At 64.7% G+C, this 15,937-nt stretch carries 14 protein-coding genes; 3 read left to right on the top strand and 11 right to left on the bottom strand.

The window, feature by feature from the left end; translation table 11 throughout:
• Nucleotides 1–168 precede the first annotated feature (168 nt).
• Both AC066S_RS11085 and AC066S_RS11090 read left to right on the top strand, forming a co-directional pair.
• On the top strand, nucleotides 169–420 hold the full coding sequence (locus AC066S_RS11085; protein WP_478269656.1) for a type II toxin-antitoxin system prevent-host-death family antitoxin: 252 nt from the start codon (nucleotides 169–171) through the stop codon (nucleotides 418–420).
• Complete coding sequence (locus AC066S_RS11090) at nucleotides 420–836, top strand: PIN domain-containing protein (protein ID WP_478269657.1); 417 nt, start codon at nucleotides 420–422, stop codon at nucleotides 834–836. The genes AC066S_RS11085 and AC066S_RS11090 overlap by 1 nt, the downstream gene beginning before the upstream one ends.
• Before the next feature lie 3 nt (nucleotides 837–839).
• Here AC066S_RS11090 and AC066S_RS11095 read toward each other — a convergent pair whose 3' ends face one another.
• On the bottom strand, nucleotides 840–1,685 hold the full coding sequence (locus AC066S_RS11095; protein WP_126260507.1) for a DeoR/GlpR family DNA-binding transcription regulator: 846 nt from the start codon (nucleotides 1,683–1,685) through the stop codon (nucleotides 840–842).
• Between the two features lie 93 nt (nucleotides 1,686–1,778).
• Nucleotides 1,779–2,453, bottom strand: a complete 675-nt coding sequence (locus tag AC066S_RS11100; protein WP_478269658.1) for an HAD family hydrolase — start codon at nucleotides 2,451–2,453, stop codon at nucleotides 1,779–1,781.
• A gap of 154 nt (nucleotides 2,454–2,607) precedes the next feature.
• Between AC066S_RS11100 and AC066S_RS11105 the strand changes: the two genes are divergently transcribed.
• A complete protein-coding gene (locus AC066S_RS11105) occupies nucleotides 2,608–3,057 on the top strand; it encodes a nuclear transport factor 2 family protein (protein WP_478269659.1) in 450 nt (149 codons plus the stop codon).
• Between the two features lie 122 nt (nucleotides 3,058–3,179).
• On the opposite strand, the gene AC066S_RS11110 is transcribed toward AC066S_RS11105, so the two are convergent.
• The 9 genes from AC066S_RS11110 to AC066S_RS11150 all read right to left on the bottom strand — a co-directional run bounded on the left by AC066S_RS11110 (nucleotide 3,180) and on the right by AC066S_RS11150 (nucleotide 15,813).
• Complete coding sequence (locus AC066S_RS11110; RefSeq protein WP_478269660.1) at nucleotides 3,180–3,371, bottom strand: hypothetical protein; 192 nt, start codon at nucleotides 3,369–3,371, stop codon at nucleotides 3,180–3,182.
• A gap of 233 nt (nucleotides 3,372–3,604) precedes the next feature.
• Entirely contained in the window at nucleotides 3,605–4,015 is a 411-nt protein-coding gene (locus AC066S_RS11115) for an acyl-CoA thioesterase (RefSeq protein WP_135167737.1), read from the bottom strand.
• A gap of 7 nt (nucleotides 4,016–4,022) precedes the next feature.
• The gene (locus tag AC066S_RS11120; RefSeq protein ID WP_478269661.1) at nucleotides 4,023–6,119 is read right to left on the bottom strand and encodes a 3-hydroxyacyl-CoA dehydrogenase NAD-binding domain-containing protein; all 2,097 of its coding nucleotides are present in this window, start codon (nucleotides 6,117–6,119) and stop codon (nucleotides 4,023–4,025) included.
• Between the two features lie 2 nt (nucleotides 6,120–6,121).
• Nucleotides 6,122–7,405, bottom strand: coding sequence for an acetyl-CoA C-acetyltransferase (locus AC066S_RS11125; RefSeq protein WP_135167735.1), 1,284 nt, complete (start codon nucleotides 7,403–7,405; stop codon nucleotides 6,122–6,124).
• On the bottom strand, nucleotides 7,405–9,672 hold the full coding sequence (locus AC066S_RS11130; RefSeq protein ID WP_478269662.1) for an acyl-CoA dehydrogenase: 2,268 nt from the start codon (nucleotides 9,670–9,672) through the stop codon (nucleotides 7,405–7,407). The genes AC066S_RS11125 and AC066S_RS11130 overlap by 1 nt, the downstream gene beginning before the upstream one ends.
• Before the next feature lie 278 nt (nucleotides 9,673–9,950).
• A complete protein-coding gene (locus AC066S_RS11135; RefSeq protein WP_478269663.1) occupies nucleotides 9,951–10,574 on the bottom strand; it encodes a flavin reductase family protein in 624 nt (207 codons plus the stop codon).
• A 178-nt stretch (nucleotides 10,575–10,752) separates the two neighbouring features.
• Nucleotides 10,753–11,352 carry a TetR/AcrR family transcriptional regulator gene (locus tag AC066S_RS11140; protein WP_126260515.1) on the bottom strand — a complete coding sequence of 200 codons (600 nt, stop codon included), beginning with the start codon at nucleotides 11,350–11,352 and terminating at the stop codon, nucleotides 10,753–10,755.
• A 34-nt stretch (nucleotides 11,353–11,386) separates the two neighbouring features.
• Nucleotides 11,387–14,524: an efflux RND transporter permease subunit gene (locus AC066S_RS11145; RefSeq protein WP_126260516.1), complete on the bottom strand. Its 3,138-nt coding sequence runs from the start codon at nucleotides 14,522–14,524 to the stop codon at nucleotides 11,387–11,389.
• A gap of 182 nt (nucleotides 14,525–14,706) precedes the next feature.
• Nucleotides 14,707–15,813: an efflux RND transporter periplasmic adaptor subunit gene (locus tag AC066S_RS11150; protein WP_478269664.1), complete on the bottom strand. Its 1,107-nt coding sequence runs from the start codon at nucleotides 15,811–15,813 to the stop codon at nucleotides 14,707–14,709.
• Nucleotides 15,814–15,937: the final 124 nt, after the last annotated feature.

Genomic DNA, 15,937 nt, shown 5'->3' on the forward strand with positions numbered 1-15,937 from the left:
ACGGCGTAAAAATCGGCAGCAAAACCGACAGATATTAAGGCACCCGGCTCCATCGAGTCGCACGGAACCCGTTTTCCCGCACCCTCTCCATGCCAAGAGCTTGCATGTAGTAACATATCTACATATGCTTACGAGCGATGTGGCGCTGCGACCAATGAGACGCTGACGATGGTGACCACCCTAACCAGCCGAGAGTTCAATCAGGATACGAGCGGCGCCAAGAAGGCGGCGTCGAAGGGGCCTGTCTTCATCACCGATCGTGGCCGCCCGGCCCATGTCCTGCTGACAATCGAAGACTATCTACGCCTGAGCGGCGGGCACATGAGCCTCGCCGAAGCTCTGGCACAAGCGAATGCGGCGTTCGATTTCGATCCACCTCGCATCGCCGGCGGAATCTCCAGGCCCACCGATCTCGACTGATGTTTCTGCTGGACACCAATGTCATTTCCGAACTGAGGCGGCCGGACAAGGCCGATCGCAAGGTCCTCGCTTGGGCCAATGCGCTGCCCGCGGCAAATTTCTTCATATCCGCCATCTCGATCCTTGAAATTGAACTTGGCGCACGACTGATCCAGCGCAAGGACGCGGCGCAAGGTGCCGTCCTGCGCGCCTGGATCGACGATCACATTCTGGTCCACTTCGAGGGGCGAATCCTGGCGATTGATACGGCTGTGGCGCAGCGTTGCGCGCAATTGCACGTTCCCAACCCGACGGCTGAGCGCGATTCACTTATTGCAGCAACCGCGCTTGTTCACGGCCTGACCGTCGCTACGCGTAATGTGGGGGATTTCGAACCAACTGGCGTGGCACTGCTTAACCCATGGAGCAGTCCGTAAGCCTCAGCGCAGCCGCACCACCGGCGCGGCTTCAGGCACCGCATCCTGGGCGTCGGCCGGCGCATCGTCGATGTCCGCGTCCTTCGGCATCGCCGCGACCACTTCGATGCCCTTGCTGTGGCAGATGGTGGCGAGGCGCTCGGGAAGCTCCTGATCGGTGACGAAGGTCTGGATCTGCGTGATATGGGCGATGCGCACCGGCGCGCTGCGACGCAGCTTGGTGGAATCGGCGACCAGCATGACGCTGCGGGCATTGGCGATGATGGCCTGCGCCACCTGGACCTCGCGATAGTCGAAGTCGAGCAGCGCGCCCTCCTCGTCGATCGCGGACGCGCCGATGATGGCGTAGTCGACCTTGAACTGGCCGATCAGCTGCGTCGCGGTCGAGCCGACCACCGCGCCGTCGGCGCGCCGGACCGTGCCGCCGGCCACGACCACCTCGATGCGGGGATGGCGGTAGAGCAGCATCGCGACATTGAGATTGTTGGTGATGACGAGGAGATCCTCGTGCGAGGTCAACGCGCTCGCGACCTCCTCCGTCGTGGTGCCGATATTGATGAAGAGCGAGCAGCCGTTCGGGATCAGCGAGGCGGCTGCAGCTCCGATCGCCTTCTTCTCGTCGGCGGCGACGAAGCGCCGCGCCTCATAGGCGAGATTCTCGACGCCGGAGGCGATGATGGCGCCGCCATGGATGCGGGTCAGCGATCTGCGCTCGCAGAGATCGTTGAGATCCTTCCGGATGGTCTGCGCCGAGACCTCGAAGCGGCGCGCGAGCTCCTCCACCATGACGCGGCCCGAGGCGCGCGCGATGTTGAGGATTTCGGCTTGGCGATGGGTCAGTCCGGTCACGGCAAGGGCCTCAAATCAGGAAGCTGCATGGTGCGGCGGTTCGCAGCTGCGGTCAATGCGCGCGCCGATCACGGTTAACGGATGAGGCGGAGCTCACCACGCCATCGCGGCGCCAAGGCGCGCGAGCAGATCCGGGTCGTCGAAGGCGCTTGCAGAGGCAACAGCGCCGGCACCGACAAGATCGTCATGGCTGAGGCTGGTCCGGATTCCGATCGTCGGAATGCCGGCGGCGGCGGCCGATTGCACGCCGGAGCGGGAATCCTCGAACGCAATCGAGGATTCGGCACTGGCCCCGACGAAGCGCAACCCTTCCTGATAGGGCAGCGGATGCGGTTTGCCGTAGGGCAGCTCGTCGCCGATCACGATCGCCTTGAACCGCTCGGTGATGCCGAGGCCCGACAGCAGCAGCTCGGCGTTGAGACGCGGCGCATTGGTCACGGCAACCATGGGAACGCCGGCCGCGTCCGCGCGGTCTAGCAGCGCCAACAGCCCCGGCAACGGTTCGACCTGTCCGACCACGAGCGTGCGGAAGATCTCTTCTTTCTCGGCGAGAATCGCGGCGCGCCGCGCCGGCGTTTCGTCGGGCAGAAAGCGGTCGCCGATCGACACATTGGCGAAACCCTGCAGCTCCCTGGAGAATCGCGCGTGGTCGAACACATGGCCGCGCGGCCCCAGCACCTGGTTGAAGGCCTTGAGATGCAGCGGGTCGGTGTTGGCGAGCGTGCCGTCGATGTCGAACAACAATGCCCTGCCGATTGCCTCGATCATTTCCCTACTTTCCCAAATCCGCGACGCATTAATGCGGAAGACGTATCAATACGGGTTCGAACGCGCAATGACGCATCGACATGACGACAATGCACCACTCGACAAAGCCGGGCGCGGCTGCAACACTCCTTGCAAGATCAAAAAGGAGGAAACGATGATCAACCGACGCGACCTTGCTCTTTCGGCTCTCGCGGTCTCCGCGCTTGCGCTCACGGCACCGGCGCTCGCCGCCTCGGCAGACGAAGAGGCGGTGGCAAAAAAGGTCGAGGCCTTCCGTCTCGCCCAGATCGCGGCCGACCCGAAGGCGCTCGCGGGGCTGTGCTGGGACGATCTCAGTTACAGCCATTCCAGCGGCAAGGTCGAGGACAAGGCGACCTTCATCGCCAACGCCACCGACGGCAAGTCGAAGTTCCTCTCCATCGAATACAAGGACCCCACCATCAAGATCGTCGGCCCCGCCGCCATCGTGCGCTTCCATTGGCTGGGCGAGCAGGAAATGGCGGCCGACGGGAAGAAAGTGTCGACCAATCTTCACATCCTGATGAACTGGCAGAAGCAGGGCGACGAGTGGAAGCTTCTGTCGCGGGCGGCAACGAAGCTGTGATGAATGGCGTCATTCCGGGACGCGCCGAAAGGCGCGGGCCCGGAATCCATTGGTCGGCAATTTCTGCAGCATGATAGATTCCGGGCTCGCGCTGCGCGCGCCCCGAATCGACCGGCAGCCGCTTATGCGGCTTCCTTCATGTCGCCGTTCACCAGCTTGCGCGCAGCGCGCTCGGCTTCGCGGGCGTTGCGAAAGAGCTGGCCTTCGAGACGGTTGAAGCGGTGCGATGAGGCGAAGAAGCAGTAGCCTCCCTGAGAACGAACGACGATACCTGCGGTCTGCGAATCGACTTCGATAATGTAGCTGTCCGGCATGGTCCGTGGTTTCCTCAGTGCGGGCAAATAACGGTGCTCCTGCCCAATGGTTCCCAGGCATTTGAGGCCGTTTCCACCCCGAATCGACACGCAATGGAGTACGCCGGGACCTCATCCGTTTTATGACTGGTTCTTGACTGGTTCTTGGCGAAGCCGCGACGAAGATGACCTGCTGGCGCCGCGTTTGGCGGCGGGGCACACATTCGCGAGATGAGGCAGCGCGTCGCGCGCGATTACGTCGCGATCGTCGTCTCGGTCGCGCGGACCGCTTGCGGACGGCCGTGCTCGTCGATCGAGACATAGGTAAAATTGCCGTCGGTGACGAGGAACGGATGCTCCTCGCCGCGACGCAGCGCCCAGGCTTCCAGATGCACGGTGAGGGAAGTTCGTCCGACGCGGACGAGATTGGCATAGACCGAGACGAGATCGCCGACATAGACCGCCTTGCGAAAATTCATCGCCTCGATCGCGACTGTCACGGTACGCGACTTCGCGACCTTCGAGGCAAACACGCCGCCGCCGACGTCCATCTGGCTCAGCAGCCAGCCGCCGAAGATATCACCATTGGCATTGGTGTCGGCCGGCATCGCCAGCGTGCGGATGCAGAGATCGCCGCGCGGCACGGTATTCGCCTGTTCGTTCATGTCTCTCTCACTTGAAACTGTCCCAGCCCGGATCGGGCGCGAACCGCTGGCCGAACCTTTCGGCGAGCCCGCGCAAGGTGGATACGACATTCTCCACACCACGGGTGCGCGCATAGTTCAGCGGACCGCCACGGAACGGTGCATAACCCGTGCCGAAGATCATGGCACCGTCGACCGCGTCGGCGTCGTCGACGATGCCTTCGCGAAGCGCAGCAACGCAGACGTTGGACATCGGCAGCACCAGGCGGTCGATCATCTGGTCGGTGACGCGCGGACCGGTCTCGGGGAGCGGCGCCTTTTCCGCCTTGCCATCCTTCCAGGTGTAGAAGCCCTTGCCGGTCTTGCGGCCGAGCTCGCCCCTGGCGACCTTGTCGCGCAGCCAGGCCGGCGTCGGCGGCAAGAGATCGCCGAACTTGGTGCGCAGCATGTCGCCGACGTCGAGGCAGATGTCGAGCCCGACCTGGTCGGCGAGCTCGATCGGTCCCATCGGCATGCCGAACTGCTCGGCCGCGGCGTCGATCAGGCGCTGGTCGATCTTCTCGTCCAGCATCACCATGGCTTCCAGCATGTAAGGCGTCAGCGCCCGGTTAACGAGGAAGCCGGGCGAGCTCTTCACAGGCAACGGCAGGCGGTCGATCGCACCGACGAAGGCAAGCGCGTCCTTCAATACCTGCGCGTCGTTGCCGTCGTGACTGACGACTTCGACCAATTGCAGCCGCGACACCGGATTGAAGAAGTGCAAGCCGACCAGCCGCTCCGGCCGCGCCAGTGTGGGACGCAGGTCCTGAAGCGGAATGCTCGACGTGTTGGTGGCAAGGATCGCACTCGGCTTCATCCGCGGCTCGAGCCCCGCATAGACCTTCTGCTTGAGCTCGAGCTTTTCCGGGACCGCCTCGATGATGAGATCGGCGTTGCGGACGCCCTCCCCGTCCATGTCGGGGATGAGCCGATCGAGTGCGTCGCGTACCTCAATCGGCTTGCGGATGATCTTGCCGTAAAGCTCGGCGGCGCGCTTCACCGCGCCCGCGATCGGCTCGGCCTTCATGTCGGCGAGCGAGACGCGTAGCCCCTGCCCGGCTACCCAAGCCGCGATATCGCCGCCCATGGCGCCGGCGCCGATGACGTGGACATGCTTGATGGTGTTGCCGGAGCCTGCCGCCTTCTTCATCTGCTCGCGCAGGAAGAACACGCGGATCAGGTTCTGCGCGGTCGGCGTCACCATCAGTCTGGCGAAGGACGCCTGCTCTGCCTTCAGCATCGCGGCCTTGCTGCCGCCATGGCTCTCCCAGAGGTCGATCAGTGCGTAAGGCGCGGGATAGTGCTCGCTGGACGCGGCCTTTGCCGCCTCGGAGCGCATGCGCTTTGCCAGGAGCCCGCGCACTGGGCCGAGTTTGGCGGCGCGCGTCAGAAGACCCGGACGCGCGCGCTTCAGGCGTCCGAACAGCGCACCCTTCACCGCGCCCGAGACATGACGCTCCTGCGTGACGGCGTCGACGAGGCCGAGCGACTTGGCGCGGCGCGCATCGATGGTGCGGCCGGTCAGCATCAAGGCCATCGATTGGGTCGGATTGACCAGCGCCGTGAACCGCGCGGTGCCGCCGAGGCCGGGGTGCAGACCGAGCATCACCTCCGGGAAGCCGAATCGCGCGCCGTCGATCGCGATGCGCGATTGGCAGGCCAGCGCAACCTCGAGCCCCCCGCCGAGGCAGAAGCCGTGGATCACCGCGACCGTCGGCAGCTTCAATGCCTCCAGATGATCGACCACAGCGTGCGCGGCGCGGATACGGGTCTCCACCATGCCGGGGTCGGAGGCACCGCGGAATTCGTTGACGTCGGCGCCGGCAATGAAGCCCGACGATTTTGCGGAGCGGATCACGAGGCCGGCCGGACGCTCGGTCTCGATCGCCGCGAGCACCGCGTCGAACTCCTCCATGACGTCGGAGGACAGCGTGTTGGCACTTGCGTCAGTGCGGTCGAACAGCAGCCAGGCGACGCCGTCGGCGTCGCGCGTCAGCTTGAAGTGCTTGTACGGGCTGTCCGGCGCGGGCTGGGGCCCGAGCGTCAGGACGCGACCCGCGAGTGCGGTCATGATCTTGGAATCCATGGTCACACCGCCTCGATCAGCATGGCGCCGCCGAGCCCACCACCGATGCATTCGGTGGCGACGCCGCGCCGCGTACCAAGCCGCTTCATCGCGTTGACGAGATGCAGCACGATGCGGTTGCCGGACGTGCCGACGGGATGACCGAGCGAGATCGCCCCGCCATCGACGTTGAGCTTGTCGCGGTCGATCTCACCGGCCGCGCCGTCGAGTCCGAGGATCTCGCGGCAGAATTTATCGTCGTTCCAGGCCGCGAGACAGCCGAGCACCTGGGTGGCGAAGGCCTCGTTGAGCTCCCAGGTCTCGACATCCTTGATGGTGAGGCCATTGCGTTGCAGCAGCGGCGTCACTGACATCACCGGACCGAGCCCCATGATGCCAGGATCGAGCGCGGCCCAATGGCTGTCGACGATCGCGGCTTTCGGCGTGAGCTTGTACTTTGCCACCGCCGCGTCGGAGGCGAGGATCACCCAGGAGGCGCCGTCAGTGATCTGCGAGGAATTGCCGGCCGTGACCTGGCCCCACGGCCGCTCGAACACCGGCCGGAGTTTCGCGAGCGTCTCCGTCGTGGAGTCCGGCCGCACGCCATCGTCATGGTCGAAGAACTTGCCGTCGCGCGCGAACGCTGTCTCGACCTCGCCCTTGAGAAGCCCAGCACCCTGCGCATGCGCGAGCCGGCGATGGCTCTCGGCTGCATAGGCATCGGATTGTGCGCGCGTAATGCCGAAGAGATGGCCGACGACCTCGGCGGTCTGGCCCATGTTCAGATCGGTGATCGGATCGGTCAGCCCGCGCTCCAGGCCGATGATCGGCTTGAGATCGCGCGGGCGGAGCCTGAAGGCCGCGGCGAGCTTCGCGGCGACGCCCCTGGCGGTGGCAAGGCCGGCGAACCAGCGCACACCGGAATTGGGCCAGACCAGCGGCGCGTGGCTCAGCGCCTCGGTCCCGCCGGCGAGGATCATGTCGGCATGGCCTTCGCGAATGTAGCGGTAGGCGGTGTCGATCGACTGCATGCCCGAGCCGCAATTGATCTGCACGGTGAAGGCGACCATGTCCTCGCCCATGCCGAGCCGGAGTGCCGCGACGCGCGCCGGGTTCATCTCGTCGGCGATGACGTTGACGCAGCCGAGAATGACCTGGTCGAAGCTATCGGGCGCAAACGGCTGACGCGCCAGCAGCGGCCGGCCGCATTGCACGGCGAGATCGACCGGCGTGAACGGTCCGGGCCCCGAGCGCGCCTTCAGGAACGGCGTCCGGCTGCCGTCGATAATGAATACCGGTCGTGCCATCAGCCCGCCGCCCTCTGTTCACCGAGTTCCTGGAAGAACTGATGCACATTGACGGTTTTCTTGTAAATCGGCGACAGCGCCTCCGGCGCAAAATCGTCGACTTCGATCACTTTTGTGACGGCTTCATGAGCAGCGGCCAGTTGCTCGCCCTCGGCCTGCGTGATCACGCCCTTGGCGACGGCATCCTTCCAGTCGCGGATATGCGCGGCTCGCATGCGCTTGGCGATAGCCTCAGTGCCGGTGACCAATTTGAAAGCACGCTCCAGCCGGGCAAAGCCGCCGTCGTCATCGACATGAGCCAGATCCGGCGTGAGGCGGTCGCGCGCGGCAGAGGGCTCCAGCACGATGCTGGCGCACTGATGCACGACGCGGTCGGACGGGCCGAGCACGCGGGCGCCGAACGGCTGGACCACGAGCTTGAGAAACATTGCGACGAAGCGGTTGGGCAGATTGGCGAGGATTTCGGCGAGCCGGTTCTCGATCGTCCTGAAGCCGCTCGCCATGCACCATTCCAGCGCGGCAAAGTCCTCCTTCTGCCGGCCCTCATCCTGCCAGCGCTTCAGCGCCGCGGAGAGCAGATACAGCTCGGACAGGATGTCCCCGAAGCGCGCCGACAGCATCTCCTTGCGCTTGAGCGCGCCGCCGAGCGTCAGCAGCGCCATATCGGCGCAGAGCGCAAACGCCGCCGAATAGCGCGAGAGCTGCCGATAGAACGGCGTGGCGTCGCCCGCATCCGGCGCAAGCGCGAAGGCGCCAAACGTCCAGCTCCGGCCGAAAGCACGAAACAGCGTCTGAAAATTGTGGCCGACATGCTTCCAGAAGGCTTTGTCGAACGCGGTGAGACCACGCTCGCGGTCGGTATCGGCGAGTGCATTCATCTCGTCGAGCAGATAGGGATGCGCGCGGATCGCGCCCTGCCCGAACACGATGAGATTGCGCGTCAGGATGTTGGCACCCTCGACCGTAATCCCGACCGGAACGGCGCGGTGCAGATTGCCGAGATAGTTTTGCGGGCCGTCGATCACGGCCTTGCCGCCGTGGATGTCCATGGCATCGTCGATGGCGGTGCGCATCCGTTCGGTCGCATGCAGCTTCATGATGCCGGAGATGACAGCGGGATGGACGCCGGCATTCAGCGCCGCGCAGGTCAGCCGGCGCGCCGCATCGAGTTGGTAGGCGGTCGCGACGATGCGCGCGAGCGGCTCTTCGACGCCTTCGAATTTCGAAATGGAGATGCCGAACTGCTCGCGGATGCGGGCGTAGGCGCCGGAGGTGCGCGCTGCATAGGCGGCCCCCGCGGCAGAGAGCGACGGCAGCGAGATGCCGCGGCCGGCGGCAAGCGCGGTCATCAGCATCTTCCAGCCCTGCCCGAGCCGCTCCTTGCCGCCGATGACATAGTCGAGCGGAATGAAAACGTCGCGGCCCCGGTTTGGGCCGTTCTGGAACACCTGCATCGACGGCAGATGGCGCTGGCCGATCTCGACGCCGGGCAGATCGGTCGGGATCAGCGCGACGGTGATGCCGAGCTCTTCCTGAGGGCCGACGAGATGATCAGGATCAAAGGCCTTGAAGGCAAGGCCGAGCAGCGTCGCGACCGGGCCGAGCGTGATGTAGCGCTTGTGCCAGTTGAGCCTGAGCCCGACGACCTCGCGGCCCTCGAACTCGCCCTTACAGATGATGCCGCTGTCGACCATCGAGGCGGCATCGGAGCCTGCTTCCGGACTGGTGAGGCCGAAGCAGGGAATGTCGCGGCCGTCGGCAAGCCGCGGCAGCCAGCGCTCCTGCTGCTCTGTGGTGCCAAAGCGCATCAGGAGCTCGCCGGGGCCGAGCGAGTTCGGCACCATCACCGTGACCGCGGCTGCGATCGAGCGGGTCGAGATCTTGCGCACCACCTCGGAATGGGCATAGGGGGAGAAGCCGAGGCCACCGAACTCCTTCGGGATGATCATGCCGAAGAATTTCTCGCGCTTGACGAAGTGCCAGACGTCCTGCGGCAGGTCCCGCCATTCCCAAAAGATCTTCCACTCGTCGAGCATGGCGCAGAGCTCGTCGACGGGTCCGTTGAGAAAGGCCCGCTCCTCCTCGGTCAATTTGGCTGGCGCAATTTTCAGCAGCTTCGACCAATCGGGATCGCCGGTGAAGAGATCGGCGTCCCACCAGACATCGCCCGCCTCCAGCGCCTCGCGCTCGGTGTCGGACATCGCCGGCAGCACGCCGCGCGCCCAGGAGAAGATCGGCTTTGTCAGGGTGTCGCGGCGGAAGCTCATGGCTGACCTCATGCATCGGCGCGTTTCGCGGGTATTTTAGCGGAAAGTGGGTGGCGGATGTGAAGACTTCGGCTGCGATATTGACGCGGCCGGGCGGCCCCGGACCATAACGACCGGGGTACTGGGGCGGTTCCGGGAGGGGCAATGGGGAGATGTCATTCCGGGGCACGCGAAGCGTGAGCCCGGAATCCATCGTGCGGCAGCGTCGGCGGATGAATGGATTCCGGGCTCGACGCTACGCGTCGCCCGGAATGACATGTGGAGAGAGAAGCGCCGGCCTAATCTGGCCGGATCATCTCGAACATGTTTTCCTGCTTGATCTCGAAATAATCGCCGCGGCGGCCGGCGCGGACGATCGGGCGAGCAGCGGCGGTCTGGTAGACGCCGTCCTTGATCATGGCCTTGTCGATGTGCACGGCGACGACCTCCCCTAACGTCAGCCAGGCGTCGGCCTCTTTGCCATCGGCGCCCTTGAGGCGGACGATGTCCGACACCTTGCATTCGAAGGCGACCGGACTTTCGCCGACGCGCGGCACGTTGACGAGCTTGCCGGGCACGGCGGTGAGCCCCGCAAGCTTGAACTCGTCGACCTCGGGCGCGACATGCGCGGCGGTCGCGTTCATGTGCTTGGCGAGGTCCATCGTGGTGAGATTCCAGACGAACTCGCGGGTCTGCTCCATGTTCGACACCGTGTCCTTCCAGTTGGTGGAGGAGAAGCCGATGATCGGCGGCACGTAGCAGAAGGCGTTGAAGAAGCTGTAGGGCGCGAGGTTGACGTGGCCCTTGCTATCGCGAGAGGAGATCCAGCCGATCGGCCGCGGCGCGATGATGGCGTTGAAGGGATCGTGCTTGAGGCCGTGGCCCTTGGAGGGCTCGTAGAAATAAAGGTCTTTGTCGGTCACGCGGGTGCTTCCTTTTCGTCATTGCGAGCGCAGCGAAGCAATCCAGAATCCCTCCGCGGAGACAGTCTGGATTGCTTCGCTGCGCTCGCAATGACGGAGTTTGTTGGTCCGTCCTGTCCGCCTCCAGCCGGTCAGCCCGGGGCGGCCGGCTGCTTATAGAAGGAAACCCGCCGCCTCGTCAGTGGCGCGGCGACAGACCCGCGATGACGAAATCGATCATCTGGTCGATGGTCGGGCCCGGCTTGGTGGCGCACTGGGCGATCATCTGGGGGTGGAAGAACCGCATCATCGCGGTGCAGGCGCACAGCGAGGCCAGCTGGAGGTCGGGAGCCTCGAACTCGCCGGAGGCGACGCCTTGCGCGATCATCTGGCCGACCACGCCGGCGATACACTCCATATGATTGACGCAGACCTCCCAATCCTCCTGCATCGCGATCTCGACCATCTCGTGCAGCTTGTTGTCGCCGACATAGCGCTCGGTGTTCATGCGATGGATGGTGGTGAGCAGCTCGCGGAAGCGCTCCGGCACCGGGCCCGGCCTTGCCACGATCCGCTGCGCCTCGAGCTCGACCTCGCCCATGAGCGAGCGGGCCACCGCCTGATGGATCGCCTTCTTCGATTCGAAGAAGCGATACACGTTGGCGGGGCTCATCCTGAGCTCCTTGGCGATGTCGCCGACCGTGGTCTTCTGGTAGCCGATCTGGCGGAACAGCCGCTCAGCCACCTCGAGGATACGATCCCGGGTGTCGCCTTCGATATGTTCCGAAATAAGGGCCATCAGTCAGGACTCATCGATCAGCACTTCATCTCACTTATTCAGCCGCTTCAGCAAGCGGAATTGCTGGATGGTCATCGCTGCCATGTTGCGGCGCGGCAGGCTGCTCGGGGTTACCCGCCTCGTCCAGGCTCTTCCTGAACCACAGCGCATAGAGGCCCGGCAGGTACAAGAGGGTGAGGAAGGTCGCAACGAACAGGCCGCCCATGATGGTGATCGCCATCGGGCCCCAGAACGCCGAGCGCGACAGCGGGATCATGGCGAGGATGGCGGCGAGCGCCGTCAGCACCACCGGACGGGCGCGGCGGACGGTGGCCTCCACGATCGCCTCGCGCCGGGTCAGGCCGTGGGAGACGTCGGTCTCGATCTGGTCGACCAGGATGACGGTGTTGCGCATGATCATGCCGGCGAGCGCGATCAGGCCGAGCAGCGCCACGAAGCCGAACGGGGCGTTGGCGACGTTGAGGCCGAGCGAGGCGCCGACGATGCCGAGCGGCGCGGTCAGGAACACCAGGATCAGGCGCGAGAAGCTCTGCAGCTGGATCATCAGCAGCGTCAGCATCACCATGACCATCACCGGGAAGAGGATGAAGATCGAGGCGTTGCCCTTGGCGGATTCCTCGAACGCGCCGCCCGCCTCGATGCGGTAGGCCGGCTCGAGGTGGTCAATGATCGGCTTGAGCTTCGGCGTGATCTGGCTGGTGACATCAGGGGCCTGCACGCCATCGACGACGTCGGAGCGCACGGTGATGGCCATGTCGCGGTTGCGCCGCCACATGATCGGGTCCTCGTGGGCGTACTCGATCTTGGCAATCTGCTGGAGCGGCACAGCGACGCCGTTCCGCGAGGTGATGGTGAGATCGCCGACTGAGCCGAGGTCGAGACGCTCGGACGAGACGGCGCGGGCGACCACGGCCACCTTCTCGATGCCGTCGCGGATGGTCGTGACCTGCGCGCCGGAGATCAGCATCGCCAGCGCCTGTGAAACGTCCTGCGGCGTCAGGCCCATGGCACGGGCGCGGTCCTGGTCGACGACGAGCTTGAGGTAAGGCGACTGCTCGTTCCAGTCGAGCTGGACGTCCTTGACGCTCTTGTTCTGCCGCATGACGTCGCGGACCTGATAGGCGATCTCGCGCACCGTATTGGCGTCGGGCCCGATCACGCGGAACTGGACGGGGAAGCCGACCGGAGGACCGAAATTGAAGCGGTCGACGCGGACGCGCGCCTCGGTCAGCATGCCGTCGGCGACCGCGTTCTCGATCTTGGCCTTGATGCGCTCGCGCGCCTCGACCCCCTTGGCGACGATGACGATCTCGGCAAACGCCTCGTTCGGCAGCTGCGGATTGAGGCCGAGCCAGAAACGCGGCGAGCCCTGGCCGACATAGGACGTATAGGTCTCGATGTCCTTGTCGTCCTTGAGCAGCGTCTCGGCCTTCTTCACCGTTTTTTCGGTGACGTTGAAGGCGGTGCCCTCGGGCAGGCGGAGCTGGAGGAACAGCTCGGGCCGCTCCGACAGGGGGAAGAATTGCTGCTGGACCTGGCCGAACCCGACGATCGAGGCGATGAAGACGCCGACGGTCGCGGCCACCACGGTGATGCGGTGGTTGACGCACCATTGCACCATGGCGCGCAGGCCGCGGTACATGCGGGTCTCGTAGACCGCGTGCGGATCGTGGTTGTGGTGCGCCTTCATGTCAGGCAGCAACATGACGCCGATATAGGGCGTGAAGATCACCGCGACGAACCAGGAGGCGACCAGCGCGATCGCCACGATCCAGAAGATGCTGCCGGCATATTCGCCGACCGCGGAATTGGCAAAGCCGATGGGGAGGAAGCCAGCGGCCGTGACCAGCGTTCCCGTGAGCATCGGAAACGCAGTTGATTCCCAGGCAAAGGACGCCGCACGCATGCGGTCCCAGCCCTGCTCCATCTTCACCACCATCATCTCGACCGCGATGATGGCGTCGTCGACGAGCAGACCGAGCGCGATGATCAGCGCGCCGAGCGTGATGCGATGCAGGTCGAGCGACATCGTGTTCATGACGATGAAGACGATGCCGAGCACCAAGGGCACCGACAGCGCGACCACGATGCCGGTGCGCCAGCCGAGCGCCAGGAACGAGACGAACAGCACGATGACGAGCGCTTCCATGAAGGAGTGCACGAACTCGCCGACGGCGTGCTCGACCACCTTGGGCTGGTCGGCGATCAGCTTGACGTCGATGCCCTGCGGCACCGCCTTCATGAAGTCAGCCGTCGCCTTCTCGACCTCCTTGCCGAGCTCGAGGATATTGGCGCCCTTGGCGGTGACGACGCCGACGCCGATCGCCGCCTTGCCTTCCTGGCGGACGACGAAGCTCGGCGGATCGACGTAGCCATGCGTGACGGTGGCGATATCACCCAGGCGGAACACGCGGCCATTGCTCTCGACCGGCGTCTCGGCAACCGCCTTGACGCCGTCGAGCGCGCCGGTGACACGCAGCGGCACGCGCTGCGAGGAGGTCTCAACCGTGCCGGCCGGCGTCACGTTGTTCTGCTTGGCGAGCGAATCGAACAGCGCCTGCGGCGTGATGCCGAGGGTGGCGAGCTTGGCATGGCTGAACTCGACGAAGATGCGCTCGTCCTGGTTGCCGTAGACGTCGACCTTGGTCACGCCAGGCACCTTGAGCAGGCGCTGACGGAAGCCTTCCGAGACCTTCTTGAGCTGGGCGTAATCGGCGCCGTCGCCGGTCATCATGTAGAGGATGGAATCGACGTCGGAGAACTCGTCGTTGACGACAGGTCCCAGAATGCCCGACGGCAGCTGGCCCTGCACGTCGACCAGCTTCTTGCGCAGCAGATAGAAGAGATAAGGCACCTCCTTCGGCGGCGTGTTGTCGCGGAAGGTGACCTGGAGCGCGGTGAAGGCGGGCTTGGAATAGGTCTGCACCTTCTCGAAATAGGGCAGCTCCTGGATCTTCTTCTCGATGGGATCGGCGACCTGGGTCTGCATCTCCTGCGCGGTCGCGCCCGGCCAGATCACGGAGACGTTGACCACCTTCACCGTGAAGAACGGATCCTCGGCGCGTCCGAGCTTCTCATAGGAGAAGAAGCCGGCGACGCCGAGAATGATCATGAGGAAGAGAACCAGCGTCGGATGGCTGACGGCCCAGGCCGAAAGGTTGAAGCGCTTCATCGCTCTCTCCGAAAAGACGATCCAATTGCCAAAGACACGACAGCCACTCTGTTCAACCCATCATCGCGAGGCAGCGAAGCAATCCAGGGGGCTGGGCAGGTTCTGGATCGCTTCGCCGCTTCAGCCCAAGCATTTGCGCCGGGGCCGAAACTCGCCTTGCAACGAGGAACTCGTAAACGAACTTAGAAAGTCAGTGACGACACGACCCGCACCCTCTGGCCCGGATCGAGCTTCTGCACACCGAGGGCAACGATCTTGGCGCCCTCTTCGACGCCGCCGGTGATGACGACGTCGTTGCTCTCGTAGGACTTCACCGTCACCGGCTTCAAGGTGAGCGCGCCGTTGTCGTCGACGACGTAAAAGGACGGCTTGCCGCCTTCGTTGAACAGCGCCGACAGTGGCAGTCGCGCGACGCGCTCGGTCGCGGCATCCGACAGCGTCAGCGTCGCGGTCATGCCGAGCGAGACCTTGTCGTCGGCCTCGGGCAGCGAGAATTTCGCAAGATAGGTGCGCGTGGCCGGATCGGCCGTCGGCGCGATCTCGCGCAGCTTGGCCGTGTACTTCTTGCCCGGCTCGGACCAAAGAGTGACGCTGGCGGCGCCCGACTTGGCACGTCCGACCAGCGTCTCAGGGATCGCGACGACCGCTTCCTTCTCGGCAAAGCGGGCGACACGGATCGAAGCCTGGCCCGCGGCGACCACCTGGCCGGGCTCGATCAGCGTTGCGGTGACGACGCCACGGGCATCGGCAACGAGCGTCGCGTAGGAAAGGGAATTCTTGGTCAGTTCGACCGAGCGCTCGGCGCGGTTCAGGCGGGCGCGGGCTTCGTCCGCCGCGGCGCGGCTCGAATCCATCTGCGCGTCCGTCGTCCAGCCCTTGGCCTTCAAATCCTTGGCGCGCTGCTCGGCAGCGGCAGCTTGGGCCAGCACGCCGGTCGCAGCTGTCTGTTCGGCAACCGCCTGCTCGGCCTGGAGCTTCAAATCGACCTCGTCGAGGGTGGCGAGCGGCTGGCCGATTTCGACGGTCTGCCCGACTTCCACGAGGCGCTTGGCAACCTTGCCGGCGACGCGGAAGCCGAGATCACTCTCGATCCGGGGCCTGATGGTGCCGACGAAGCTCCGCTCCGGCGTCTCGGCATCATAATGCGCGGTTGCGACCAGAACCGGCCGCGGCGGCTCGGCCTTCTCAGCGACGGTGTCATTGCACCCGGCCAGGGTCGCGGCCATCAGGGCCAGCGACACCCCTGCCAACAGCCTGGAATAGCTCGATAAAACCGACCGGACGAACATCGAAGGACACTCCTGCATCTCGAATGAGAGGAATATCGACTTATCACTGATGAAAGTCAATAATCGTCAGTCATCAGAAATCCGTGATCGTTAAGAGATGGTGAGGATGGGAATGGCGGGGCTC

It is taken from the genome of Bradyrhizobium sp. CFUWI, assembly GCF_056429085.1.